Genomic DNA, 11,742 nt, shown 5'->3' on the forward strand with positions numbered 1-11,742 from the left:
TTTGAAACGTTAGAACAACACGCGGCTACGAATCGTGCCGGTGATGTGCTGCAGCTTCTCTTGCGCCAGGTCCGAGTACTCGGCATCGACGTCGATCACCACATAGCCGACCTTCTCGTTGGTCTGCAGGAACTGACCGGAGATGTTGATGCCGTTTTCCGCGAAGACCTTGTTGATCTCCATCATCACGCCAGGAATGTTCTGGTGGATGTGCAGCAGGCGGTGCTTGCCAGGGTGAGCCGGCAGGGCCACTTCCGGGAAGTTGACGGACGATACCGAGGTACCGTTGTCGCTGTACTTGACCAGCTTTTCCGAGACTTCCAGGCCGATGTTGGCTTGGGCTTCAGCGGTTGAGCCGCCGATGTGCGGGGTCAGGATCACGTTGTCCAGGCCACGCAGCGGGCTTTCGAAGATGTCGTCGTTGGAGCGTGGCTCCACCGGGAACACGTCGATGGCGGCGCCGATCAGGTGCTTGTCCTTGATCGCGTCGGCCAGGGCGTCCAGCTCGACCACGGTGCCGCGCGCGGCATTGATCAGGATCCCGCCTTTCTTGATGGCGCGGATTTCCTTCTCGCCGATCATCCACTGGGTCTCGGCGGTTTCCGGAACGTGCAGGGTGACGATGTCGGACATGCCCAACAGCTCGGTCAGGCTCGACACTTGCGTGGCGTTACCCAACGGCAGCTTGGTCAGGGTGTCGTAGAAGAACACCTGCATGCCTAAGCCTTCAGCCAGTACCGACAGCTGCGTGCCGATCGAGCCGTAACCGACGATGCCCAGCTTCTTGCCGCGGATTTCGAAGGAATTGGCCGCGCTCTTGATCCAGCCGCCACGGTGGCAGGAAGCGTTCTTCTCGGGGATACCGCGCAACAGCAGGATGGCCTCGGCCAGCACCAGCTCCGCCACGGAACGGGTGTTGGAGTACGGTGCGTTGAACACCGCGATGCCACGCTCGCGCGCTGCGTTGAGGTCGACCTGGTTGGTGCCGATGCAGAAACAGCCAACCGCCACGAGCTTCTTGGCGTGGTCGAAGATCTCTTCGGTCAGCTGAGTGCGTGAGCGAATGCCGATAAAGTGCGCGTCGGCGATCTTTTCCTTGAGCTGGGCTTCCGGCAGAGAACTGGTGATGTACTCAATGCTGGTGTACCCGGCGGCTTTCAGAACGTCGACAGCCGATGGGTGGACGCCTTCCAGAAGAAGGAACTTGATCTTGCTCTTATCGAGAGAAGTCTTGCTCATCTGCGTAAACCTGTATCCCGGAGAAAAATGGCAGGGAATCGGATCGCTTAAGCTGACCCGGACGGCAGGAAAGCCGTCACCGCAGAAACGCCCTTGGGCTCTGTCCTGCGGGGGCGGTATGCTAGCATACGCGCCCCGCTAAACACCTATTCCTGCGACGTGAAGCGTTCTCAGGATGACCATGAATTGTTCGAGAGTTCTGTCGATGACCCATCCTGCCCTGATTGATGAGCTGAAGACCCTGGTTGAGCCCGGCAAAGTGCTGACCGACGCCGACTCCCTGGAGGCTTACGGCAAGGATTGGACCAAGCACTTCGCACCCGCGCCGACTGCCATTGTCTTTCCCAAGACCACCGAGCAGGTACAGGCCATCGTGCGTTGGGCCAATACGCACAAGGTGGCGCTGGTGCCTTCCGGCGGGCGTACCGGCCTGTCGGCAGCCGCCGTGGCGGCGAATGGCGAAGTGGTGGTGTCGTTCGACTACATGAACCAGATCCTCGACGTGAACCTCACCGACCGCACCGCCGTGTGCCAGCCGGGCGTGGTCACCAAGCAATTGCAGAACGTCGCTGAAGAAAACGGCCTGTATTACCCGGTGGATTTCGCATCGTCCGGCTCCAGCCAGATTGGCGGCAACATCGGCACCAATGCCGGCGGCATCAAAGTGATTCGCTACGGCATGACCCGCAACTGGGTGGCCGGCATGAAGGTTGTCACCGGCAAGGGCGATGTGCTGGAACTGAACCGCGACCTGATCAAGAATGCCACCGGCTATGACATGCGCCAGCTGTTCATCGGCGCGGAAGGCACATTGGGCTTTGTGGTCGAAGCCACCATGCGCCTGGACCGTGCACCGAAAAACCTTACCGCGATGGTGCTGGGGACCACCGACTTCGACTCGATCATGCCGGTATTGCACGCGTTCCAGAGCAAGCTCGACCTGACCGCCTTTGAGTTCTTTTCGGACAAGGCCTTGGCCAAAGTCCTCGGCCGTGGCGACGTGCCAGCGCCGTTCGAAACCGAGTGCCCGTTCTACGCGCTGCTGGAATTCGAAGCCACCACTGAAGAAGTCGCCAACCATGCCCTGGAAACCTTTGAGCACTGCGTCGAGCAGGGCTGGGTGCTGGACGGCGTGATGAGCCAGAGCGAAACCCAGCTGCACAACCTGTGGAAGCTGCGCGAGTACATCTCCGAGACCATTTCCCACTGGACACCGTACAAGAACGACATTTCGGTCACCGTCTCCAAAGTGCCGGCGTTCTTGCAGGAGATCGATGCGATTGTCGGTGAACACTACCCGGACTTCGAAATCGTCTGGTTCGGCCACATCGGCGACGGCAACTTGCACCTGAACATCCTCAAGCCGGAAAACCTGAGCAAGGATGAGTTCTTCGCCAAGTGCGCCACCGTGAACAAGTGGGTATTTGAAACAGTTGCGAAGTACAACGGTTCGATCTCCGCCGAGCATGGCGTGGGCATGACCAAGCGCGATTACCTGACCTACAGCCGTTCGCCGGTTGAAATCGAATACATGAAAGCAGTGAAAGCCGTGTTCGACCCCAACGGGATCATGAACCCTGGCAAGATCTTCGCTGTTTAACCGCCCCTGAAGGAGTCGTTTCATGAGCTACCAGCACAAGTACGTCGACGGCACCAACATCCACTTTCCGGTGGGCAAAGTCGTGTGTATCGGGCGTAACTACGCCGAACATGCCAAGGAACTGGACAACCCGGTACCCACCGAGCCGTTGTTGTTCATCAAGCCGGGCAGTTGCGTGGTGCCGTTGGAAGGCGGTTTCAGCATCCCGACCGAGCGCGGTTCGGTGCATTACGAGGCGGAGATTGCGGTACTGATCGGCAAGCCGTTGTCGAACAAGCCCAGTCGTGAAGAAGTGTTGGACGCCATCTCCGGCTTCGCTCCGGCCCTGGACCTGACCTTGCGCGACAAGCAGGCCGAGCTCAAGGCCAAGGGCCTGCCATGGGAAATCGCCAAGTCCTTCGACGGCGCGGCGGTGATTGCACCGTTTGTGGTCAGCAGTACCTTTGCCGACGTGACCGACATCGGCATTCGCCTGAGCATCAATGGCCAAGTGCGTCAGAACGGCAACAGCTCGCAAATGCTCAACCCGATCATCCCGATGATCCAGCACATGGCCGGCTGCTTCTCGCTGCAGGCGGGCGACGTGATCCTCACCGGCACCCCGGCTGGCGTGGGTCCGCTGAATGTGGGCGATGAGCTGGTGTTGGAGTTGTCGGGTGTGAATCGCTTCGAAAGCTCAGTTCGTTCAGCCTGAAGAAATGCGATCGAAATGTGGGAGCGGGCTTGCTCGCGAATGCAGTGTGTCAGTCGCATAAGTATTGACTGAGCCACCGCATTCGCGAGCAAGCCCGCTCCCACAGGGTTCGTGTGCAGCCGCAAACTCCAAGGTTTTGCATTTTTTTCACACGCCATCCGGATAATCCTTGGCCTTGTGCTTCCCCCCCAATGCTGACTTTCCGGAAAAAGCGCCCAATGGCCGTGCCTCTGCCCTCCGCCACACCCAAGCCGCGTTCTCGTTTTGCCCTGCGCTGGTACTCCTGGCTGCTGCTGACCGGCGTTATCGTGTATGGCGTTGCCTGGATCATGCACTGGGATGATCGCGGTGTGCTGTGGGTGCTTGAAGGCTTCGAAACTTCCGCCGAGCGCCAGGAAAGCGTATGGCTGCCGGACTACCATGCAGTCATCGATGGCAAGCTTTTGCCCGGTATGGAGAAGGATGAAGCATCCGACATCGCCTACAACCCTCAGACCAAAACCCTGTTTGCAGTGATGGGCAAGAACCCGTTCCTCGTCGAGTTGAGCCTGCAAGGCGAGGTGCTGCGCAAGATGCCGCTCAACGGCTGGGATAACCCGGAAGGCGTGGCGGTGATGGAAAATGGCCTGATCGCCGTGGTCGACGAGCGCCAGCACAGCCTGTCCATCGTCAAGGTCGACGCCGCCACCCAGCAATTGAACAAGACTGACTTCCCAACGTATGACCTGGGCCCGTCCAAGGATCAGAACAAAGCGTTTGAAGCCGTTACTTGGGACAAGCGCAACCAACAGCTGATATTGGGCGAAGAGCGCCCGCCGGCGCTGTTTACCTGGAAAAGTGACGGCGGCCAGACGTTGGCCGGCGACAAGCAAAAGCGGGCCAGCACCGAACTGGACATGCGTAACCTCTCTGCCCTGGCCGTCGACCCGCGCACGGGCCATCTGCTGATGTTGTCGGCCGACTCCCATCTGTTGCTGGAGTTGGACGGGAAGGGCGAACAGGTCAGCTTCATGACCTTGCTCGGCGGGTTCAACGGCCTCAAAAACACCATTCCACGGGCGGAAGGGGTGACCATGGACGAGGACGGCACGCTGTACATGGTCAGTGAGCCAAATCTGTTCTATCGCTTCGAAAAGCAGAGATAGCAGATAAATCACGTCGGATATTTCTCTAAAAGCGGCATTGGCCAGACACCGTGGTGCGTTTAAGTTTAAATTCAGACAGGCGTGATATTCATTCGCCACTTTTGATTTTGAGCCCGCCCAATGCGACGACTAGCCCGCCCCAAACCCATTTTCTTTCTTCTTGCGCTGATCGCCCTGGTCAGCGCCGGGGTCGTTGCGCAGCACTTTCGCCTGTTCGAGCGCGCCTGGTTCAACTGGCAAGCGTGGCGCCAGCCGGCCAATGAGCGTTCCATTGGCCTGGCGGATTACCGTGTGGCCATCGAGGCCCAGGTAATCGAAGGGCTCAATGACGATGTTTCGGCCCTGACCTACGACCCGGTGCGCAAAAGCCTGTTTACCGTCACCAATAAAAATGCCGAGCTGATCGAGCTGTCCCTGGAGGGCAAGATTCTGCGACGCATTCCCTTGGTGGGGTTTGGCGATGCCGAAGCAGTGGAATTTATCAGCGACAACATCTATGTCATCAGCGATGAACGCCAGCAGCGCCTGATCAAGGTGCATGTGGATGACGACACGCAGTTTCTCGATGCCGCCGATGCGGAGCAAATGACCCTGGGCCTGCACGTTGGCGGCAATAAAGGCTTTGAAGGCCTGGCCTATGACTCGGTGGGCAAGCGCTTGTTCGTGGCCAAGGAGCGCGACCCGATGTTGATCTACGAGGTCCACGGTTTCCCCCATTTCAAGCCGGAAAAAACCTACTCGGTGCATGTGATCAACAACCCCAAGCGTGACGCCGGGTTGTTTGTGCGCGACCTGTCGAGCCTGCAATACGATGAACGCAGCGGCCATTTGTTGGCGCTGTCGGATGAGTCGTTCCTGGTATTGGAGCTGGATATCGACGGTCGCCCGCTAAGCAGTCTGTCACTGCTGAACGGGCGCCATGGCCTGAAAAAGCGCGTGCCCCAGGCGGAAGGGATCGCGATGGATGATGACGGTAACTTGTACCTGACCAGCGAGCCGAACTTGTTTTACGTGTTCAAAAAACCGGATTCCTGAGCACACTGCTGAACCCCTGTGGGAGCTGGCTTGCCTGCGATGGCATCGCCCCGGTTAGACTGACAGACCGAGGTGACTGCATCGCAGGCAAGCCAGCTCCCACAAAAGCACAGCCGATTTGCATCAGGCCTTGAGGGTTTTGACGCCTTCAGATGTGCCGAGCAGCAGGACGTCGGCAGGGCGCGCGGCAAACAGGCCGTTGGTGACCACGCCGACGATCGCGTTGATCTGCGTCTCCAGCTTCACCGGATCGGTGATCTGCATGTTGAACACGTCGAGGATGATGTTGCCGTTGTCGGTCAACACGCCTTCGCGGTACACCGGGTCCCCCCCCAATTTCACCAGCTCGCGGGCCACGTGACTGCGGGCCATCGGGATCACTTCCACCGGCAGCGGGAACGCGCCGAGTACCGGCACCAGCTTGCTGGCGTCGGCGATGCAGATAAAGGTCTTGGCCACGGCCGCGACGATCTTCTCGCGGGTCAGGGCCGCGCCGCCGCCCTTGATCAGGTTCAGGTGTTCGTCGCTTTCATCGGCGCCGTCGACGTAGAACTCCAGGTCGCTCACGGTGTTGAGCTCGTACACCGGAATGCCATGCCCTTTGAGGCGCGCGGCGGTGGCTTCGGAGCTGGCCACGGCGCCGTCGAACGCGCCTTTGTGTTTGGCCAGCGCATCGATGAAGCAGTTGGCGGTGGAGCCGGTGCCGACGCCGACGACGCTCTTGTCGTCGAGTTTGGGAAGGATTAAATCGACAGCGGCCTGGGCCACTGCCTGTTTGAGTTGATCCTGGGTCATGCGGGCTCCGGAACGGGCGGGAACTAAAGGGGGGCGCGAGTATAACCCAACAAAACCTCGGGATTCGTGTGGTCGCCCGGCCAAACGCTGGGTTAGACTCCCTGGCCCTGTCCAACCCGCCCAAGTGAACCTGCGCCGATGCTTGAACACTACGTCAAAAAGATCCTCACCTCGCGCGTTTACGACGTTGCCGTAGAAACCCCTTTGCAGACCGCCCGCCAGCTTTCCGAGCGGCTGGGCAACAAGGTCTGGCTCAAGCGTGAAGACTTGCAGCCGGTGTTCTCGTTCAAGATTCGCGGCGCCTACAACAAGCTGACCCAACTGACCGGTGAAGAGCGTGCGCGCGGCGTAGTCACGGCTTCGGCGGGCAACCACGCCCAGGGCCTGGCCCTGGCGGCCAAAGTGCTGGGGGTCAAGGCCACCATCGTGATGCCCAAGACCACGCCGGAGATCAAGGTCGAAGGCGTGCGCTCCCGTGGCGGCAAAGTGGTGCTGCATGGCGATTCCTTCCCGGAAGCCTTGGCCTATTCGCTGAAGCTGGTCGACGAAAAAGGCTACGTCTACATTCACCCCTACGATGATCCGCACACCATTGCCGGGCAGGGCACCGTGGCGATGGAAATCCTGCGCCAGCACCCAGGGCCGCTGGACGCGATCTTCGTGCCGGTGGGCGGCGGCGGGCTGATCGCCGGTATCGCGGCGTATGTGAAATACCTGCGCCCGGAGATCAAGATCATCGGCGTCGAACCGGACGATTCCAACTGCCTGCAGCTCGCCATGGCGGCGGGCGAGCGCGTGGTGCTGCCGACCGTGGGCCTGTTTGCGGATGGTGTGGCGGTGGCGCAGATCGGCCATTACACCTTTGAAATCTGCAAAGACTATGTCGATGAAGTGATCACCGTGAGCACCGATGAAATCTGTGCGGCGATCAAGGACATCTATGACGATACCCGTTCCATCACTGAGCCGGCAGGGGCATTGGGTGTGGCCGGTATCAAGAAGTACGTCGAGACCCGCGGCGTTACGGGGCAGACGCTGGTGGCCATCGACTCCGGTGCCAACGTCAACTTCGATCGCCTGCGCCATGTGGCCGAGCGCGCCGAGCTGGGTGAAGGGCGCGAAGCTATCATCGCCGTCACCATCCCCGAGAAACCCGGCAGCTTCAAGGCCTTCTGCGAGGCCGTGGGCAAGCGCCAGATCACCGAATTCAACTACCGCTACCACACCGGCAGCGAGGCGCACATTTTCGTCGGCGTGCAGACGCACCCGGAAAACGACCCACGCAGCGCGCTGATCGCCAGCCTTACCAGCCAGGGTTTCCCGGTGCTGGACCTGACTGAAAATGAACTGGCCAAGTTGCACATCCGTCATATGGTCGGCGGGCACGCGGCCAAGGTCAGTGATGAAGTGGTGTTTCGCTTCGAATTCCCGGAGCGCCCGGGTGCCTTGTTCAACTTTCTTAACAAATTGGGCGGGCGCTGGAACATCTCGATGTTCCACTATCGCAACCACGGCGCAGCCGATGGCCGTGTGGTCGCCGGCCTGCAAGTGCCGGCGCACGAGCGTCACCTGGTACCGGCCGCGCTGGAAGCGATTGGCTACCCTTACTGGGATGAAAGCGATAACCCGGCCTACACCCTGTTCCTCGGCTGAGCGACTACGCTGGTGGGGACGGCCTTTAAGGAAAGTGACACATGGAAACCCTGACCACCCTGAAAGTTATCCACATCGCGGCCACCGTGTTGTTGTTGCTCAGTGGCCTTGGCCTGGCGTTGCTGGCCTGGCGCAAACGCAGCGCCGGCGCGGCGGTGATGGTGCAGCGGCCGTGGGCCTTCATCTGGTTATTGATGGGCGTTTGCCTGGTCAGCATGCCGTTCACCGGCTGGTGGCTGGTGCACCTTGTTGGCTGGCCGTTGGGGCAGACCTGGATCCTGGGGTCCAGCATCCTTTACACCGTAGCGGCGCTGGCGTGGTTCTGGCTGGTGGCGCGGCTCAATCGGCTGCGCAAGGGCGAGGGCGGCAGCCTGAATTTCACCCTCGTGCTGGCGGTGGTCAGCCTGGTGGGTTTTGTGGCGATTGCCGGGTTGATGGGTGCCAAACCGGTCTAAAGGAGTGTCATGAACATTCTTCTGGTGGGCGCCACCGGGTTTGTCGGAGGCCACCTGCTGCGGGCCTTGCAGCAAGCGGGGCACCGCGTGATTGCAACCTGTCGCGAGCCTCGAGGCCAGGATTGGCCTGGGGTGCAGTGGCGCTCGCTGGATCTGGGCCTGCTGGCTACTGACCCCGAAGCTTTCAACTTTCCCGAGTCCGTTGATGTATTGATCAATGCAGCCGGTCTGCTGAGCGTGGATGCGGCCGAATTAAGTCGGGTGCAGGATCGGGGCACTTGCGCGTTGTTTGATCTGGCGGCGCGGCGTGGCGTTCGGGTCCTGCAGATATCGGCCTTGGGCGCCTCAACGCAGGCCGACGTGCCTTTTCTTGCCAGTAAAGGCGTAGCTGACGATTACCTGCTCGGCCTGAACATCCATTCAGTGGTGCTGCGCCCCTCATTGGTGGTGGGTGAGGGCGGCGCCAGCAGCGCCTGGCTCGCCGCGCTTTCGCCCTGGCCGCTGATCCCGCTGCTGGACCTCAAGGCCCACCTGCAACCGGTGCATATCGATGACGTGGTCGGTGCCGTGCTGGCGCTGCTGCGCCGCTGGCCTGCCGAATCGATGGTATTGCCCTTGGTGGGGCCTGAACCGATGCGGCTGAGCCAGGTCATCGATCATTTGCGCGCCGCCCAAGGCTGGGGGCCGGGTCGATACGTGCAAGCCCCGTTGCTGAAATTGGGCGGCTGGATGGGCGACCGCCTGGGTTGGCGCGCGCTCAACAGACAAAGTATCACCCTGGCGCAACAGGACAACGTGGCCGACCCCGAGGTGCTGGCTTCGGTCTGCGGCTATTCGGCGGCGCCGTTGTCCTCGCGTTTGCAGGGCTGGCCGACAGCGGCCGTGAGCAGCCAGCTCACGATCCGGCCCCTGATGCTGGCGGTGCTGGTGCTGATCTGGCTGGGCACCGCAGCCGTGTGCCTGGGGCCGGGATACGACTGGGGCTTGCGCATCATGGCGCAAGCCGGCGTGCACGGTGCCTGGGCGATGCTGGCCGTGATCGGCGGTGCGCTGTGCGATGCTCTGCTGGGCCTGGGGCTGCTGGTCCGGCGCTGGCGGCGCACAGCCCTGATGTTGCAACTGCTGCTGATGACCGGTTACACCCTATGCATCAGCTTGATTTTGCCCCAGTACTGGTTCGACCCCTATGCCGCCGTCGCCAAGAACCTGGTGTTGATGGTGGCCACTTTATGGCTATTTTGGACTGAGCCCCGTCGATGAGCGCTTACCTGCTGTTGAAAACCCTGCATATCCTGTCATCCACCGTCCTGTTCGGCCTGGGCGCGGGCTCGGCCTACTACGCGCTGCGCGCCTGGCGCAGCGGCAAGGTGGAAGTCATCGCCGTGACCTTCAAGCACCTGGTGTTCGCCGACTGGGCGTTTACCGCGACCACGGCGGTGTTCCAGCCGTTGAGCGGTATCGGCTTGATGCACCTGGCGGGGTGGTCGTTGCAGCAGAGTTGGCTGCAATGGACGTTCGGGTTGTACGTGCTGGCGGGGATCTGCTGGCTGCCGGTGGTGTGGTTGCAGATTCGTGTGCACAAAATGGCGGAGCAGGCGCTGAGGGAAGGCACGGCGATGCCGCTCAAGGCGGCGACTTATATGCGCTGGTGGTTTGGCCTGGGGTGGCCGGCGTTCCTGGCATTCATGGTGATTTTCTATTTGATGGTGGCCAAGCCCATGTAAGGCATTGGACCGAGTCGACTTCATTCGCGAGCAAGCCCGCTCCCACATTCGAGCCGATTTCTTCAGGGAGACTCGGTCGAATGTGGGAGCGGGCTTGCTCGCGAAGGCATTATCAGCCGCGCAGCGTAATCACGGGCCAGCCGCGCTTCTGCGCCTCAGCCCGCAGACTCGGATCCGGATCCACCGCCACCGGATGAGTTACCTGCTCCAGCAGCGGCAGGTCATTCATCGAGTCGCTGTAGAAATAGCTGTCTTCCAGACTGAAGCCGGTTTCTTCCAGCCAGCGGTTCAGCCGCGTCACCTTGCCCTCACGAAAGCATGGCACATCAGTGCTGCGCCCGGTATAGCGGCCGTTTTCCATCTCGCACTCGGTGGCGATCAGGGTGTCCACGCCCAGGCGTGCGGCAATTGGCGCGGTGACGAAACGGTTGGTGGCGGTGATGATCACCAGCTTGTCACCGGCGGCGCGGTGCTTGGCCAGCAGTTCCACAGCCCGCGGCAACATGATCGGTTCGATGCAGTCGCGCATATAGTCGTTGTGCCACTCATCGAGCTGGGCCATCTCGGTGCGGCCGAGGATTTCCAGGCAAAAGTTCAGGTAGGCGGCGTTATCCAGCTTGCCGGCGAGGTAATCCTGGTAGAACTCATCGTTGCGGGCTTTATAGGCCACCGGGTCGAGAATCCCGCGTTCGCACAGGTAATCGCCCCAGGCGTGGTCACTGTCACCGCCCAGAAGGGTATTGTCCAAGTCGAATAAAGCCAGGCGCATTGCAGTTACTCGCTGAAAAGTCTGTAAAAAGGCGTCCAGAATACGGTCTTTTCACAAGAGTGCACATAAGGTAAGAAGCCTCGTTGCTGCTGGAACAACCTTTGTGGAACAATGCGGCGACATGCGTTTGCGAGGTTGTTGCCGTGATCGACCCCGATGGTTTCCGTCCTAATGTCGGGATTATTCTTACGAATGATGCCGGACAGGTGCTATGGGCTCGCCGAATCAACCAAGATGCCTGGCAGTTTCCTCAAGGCGGAATCAACCCCGACGAAACCCCTGAAGACGCCTTGTACCGTGAGTTGAATGAAGAAGTCGGCCTTGAGCGTGAAGATGTGCAAATTCTGGCCTGTACCCGTGGCTGGTTGCGGTATCGTTTGCCGCAACGCCTGGTGCGTACCCACAGCCAACCGCTGTGCATCGGCCAGAAGCAGAAATGGTTTCTCCTGCGCCTGATCTCCAACGAGCAGCGGGTGCGGATGGATTTGACCGGTAAACCGGAGTTCGATGGCTGGCGCTGGGTCAGTTATTGGTATCCGTTAGGCCAGGTGGTGACATTCAAGCGCGAGGTTTATCGTCGCGCGCTCAAAGAGCTTGCCCCGCGCCTTTTAGCGCGCGACTGACGACGGAGTT

At 60.4% G+C, this 11,742-nt stretch carries 12 protein-coding genes; 9 read left to right on the plus strand and 3 right to left on the minus strand.

Annotated elements, in window-relative coordinates:
* Positions 1–9: 9 nt before the first annotated feature.
* Positions 10–1,239 (minus strand): phosphoglycerate dehydrogenase, encoded by a 1,230-nt coding sequence (serA, locus tag H0Z09_RS01980; protein ID WP_076951925.1) that lies wholly within the window; start codon positions 1,237–1,239, stop codon positions 10–12.
* 205 nt (positions 1,240–1,444) lie between these two features.
* Between serA and H0Z09_RS01985 the strand changes: the two genes are divergently transcribed.
* The 4 genes from H0Z09_RS01985 (at position 1,445) to H0Z09_RS02000 (ending at position 5,713) form a co-directional block, all read left to right on the plus strand.
* Positions 1,445–2,839: an FAD-binding oxidoreductase gene (locus H0Z09_RS01985; RefSeq protein WP_186686624.1), complete on the plus strand. Its 1,395-nt coding sequence runs from the start codon at positions 1,445–1,447 to the stop codon at positions 2,837–2,839.
* A gap of 22 nt (positions 2,840–2,861) precedes the next feature.
* A complete protein-coding gene (locus H0Z09_RS01990) occupies positions 2,862–3,533 on the plus strand; it encodes a fumarylacetoacetate hydrolase family protein (protein WP_186686627.1) in 672 nt (223 codons plus the stop codon).
* Between the two features lie 218 nt (positions 3,534–3,751).
* Entirely contained in the window at positions 3,752–4,678 is a 927-nt protein-coding gene (locus H0Z09_RS01995) for an SdiA-regulated domain-containing protein (protein WP_186686630.1), read from the plus strand.
* A gap of 120 nt (positions 4,679–4,798) precedes the next feature.
* On the plus strand, positions 4,799–5,713 hold the full coding sequence (locus tag H0Z09_RS02000; protein ID WP_186686633.1) for an SdiA-regulated domain-containing protein: 915 nt from the start codon (positions 4,799–4,801) through the stop codon (positions 5,711–5,713).
* Between the two features lie 123 nt (positions 5,714–5,836).
* Here H0Z09_RS02000 and rpiA read toward each other — a convergent pair whose 3' ends face one another.
* The gene (rpiA, locus tag H0Z09_RS02005; RefSeq protein WP_186686648.1) at positions 5,837–6,508 is read right to left on the minus strand and encodes a ribose-5-phosphate isomerase RpiA; all 672 of its coding nucleotides are present in this window, start codon (positions 6,506–6,508) and stop codon (positions 5,837–5,839) included.
* Positions 6,509–6,646: 138 nt separating this feature from the next.
* Between rpiA and ilvA the strand changes: the two genes are divergently transcribed.
* The 4 genes from ilvA to H0Z09_RS02025 are packed head-to-tail and all read left to right on the plus strand — an operon-like array spanning position 6,647 to position 10,340.
* On the plus strand, positions 6,647–8,161 hold the full coding sequence (ilvA, locus tag H0Z09_RS02010; protein WP_186686651.1) for a threonine ammonia-lyase, biosynthetic: 1,515 nt from the start codon (positions 6,647–6,649) through the stop codon (positions 8,159–8,161).
* Between the two features lie 41 nt (positions 8,162–8,202).
* Entirely contained in the window at positions 8,203–8,616 is a 414-nt protein-coding gene (locus tag H0Z09_RS02015; protein ID WP_186686654.1) for a DUF2269 family protein, read from the plus strand.
* Between the two features lie 9 nt (positions 8,617–8,625).
* A complete protein-coding gene (locus H0Z09_RS02020) occupies positions 8,626–9,876 on the plus strand; it encodes an SDR family oxidoreductase (RefSeq protein ID WP_186686657.1) in 1,251 nt (416 codons plus the stop codon).
* Entirely contained in the window at positions 9,873–10,340 is a 468-nt protein-coding gene (locus tag H0Z09_RS02025; RefSeq protein ID WP_076951916.1) for a DUF2269 domain-containing protein, read from the plus strand. Before H0Z09_RS02020 ends, H0Z09_RS02025 begins: the two co-directional genes overlap by 4 nt.
* 112 nt (positions 10,341–10,452) lie before the next feature.
* Here H0Z09_RS02025 and H0Z09_RS02030 read toward each other — a convergent pair whose 3' ends face one another.
* Positions 10,453–11,109 carry an HAD family hydrolase gene (locus H0Z09_RS02030; RefSeq protein ID WP_186686660.1) on the minus strand — a complete coding sequence of 219 codons (657 nt, stop codon included), beginning with the start codon at positions 11,107–11,109 and terminating at the stop codon, positions 10,453–10,455.
* A 143-nt stretch (positions 11,110–11,252) separates the two neighbouring features.
* Here H0Z09_RS02030 and H0Z09_RS02035 point away from each other — a divergent pair, with 143 nt between their 5' ends.
* The gene (locus H0Z09_RS02035; RefSeq protein ID WP_003176750.1) at positions 11,253–11,732 is read left to right on the plus strand and encodes an RNA pyrophosphohydrolase; all 480 of its coding nucleotides are present in this window, start codon (positions 11,253–11,255) and stop codon (positions 11,730–11,732) included.
* The last annotated feature ends 10 nt before the right edge of the window (positions 11,733–11,742 follow it).

It is taken from the genome of Pseudomonas sp. SWRI18, from assembly GCF_014268345.1.
Lineage (GTDB): Bacteria > Pseudomonadota > Gammaproteobacteria > Pseudomonadales > Pseudomonadaceae > Aquipseudomonas > Aquipseudomonas cedrina.

Coding starts and splice junctions, on each gene's coding strand:
- serA (WP_076951925.1), bottom strand. CDS start 1,239: ATGAGCAAGACTTCTCTCGATAAGAGCAAGATCAAGTTCCTTCTTCTG.
- H0Z09_RS01985 (WP_186686624.1), top strand. CDS start 1,445: ATGACCCATCCTGCCCTGATTGATGAGCTGAAGACCCTGGTTGAGCCC.
- H0Z09_RS01990 (WP_186686627.1), top strand. CDS start 2,862: ATGAGCTACCAGCACAAGTACGTCGACGGCACCAACATCCACTTTCCG.
- H0Z09_RS01995 (WP_186686630.1), top strand. CDS start 3,752: ATGGCCGTGCCTCTGCCCTCCGCCACACCCAAGCCGCGTTCTCGTTTT.
- H0Z09_RS02000 (WP_186686633.1), top strand. CDS start 4,799: ATGCGACGACTAGCCCGCCCCAAACCCATTTTCTTTCTTCTTGCGCTG.
- rpiA (WP_186686648.1), bottom strand. CDS start 6,508: ATGACCCAGGATCAACTCAAACAGGCAGTGGCCCAGGCCGCTGTCGAT.
- ilvA (WP_186686651.1), top strand. CDS start 6,647: ATGCTTGAACACTACGTCAAAAAGATCCTCACCTCGCGCGTTTACGAC.
- H0Z09_RS02015 (WP_186686654.1), top strand. CDS start 8,203: ATGGAAACCCTGACCACCCTGAAAGTTATCCACATCGCGGCCACCGTG.
- H0Z09_RS02020 (WP_186686657.1), top strand. CDS start 8,626: ATGAACATTCTTCTGGTGGGCGCCACCGGGTTTGTCGGAGGCCACCTG.
- H0Z09_RS02025 (WP_076951916.1), top strand. CDS start 9,873: ATGAGCGCTTACCTGCTGTTGAAAACCCTGCATATCCTGTCATCCACC.
- H0Z09_RS02030 (WP_186686660.1), bottom strand. CDS start 11,109: ATGCGCCTGGCTTTATTCGACTTGGACAATACCCTTCTGGGCGGTGAC.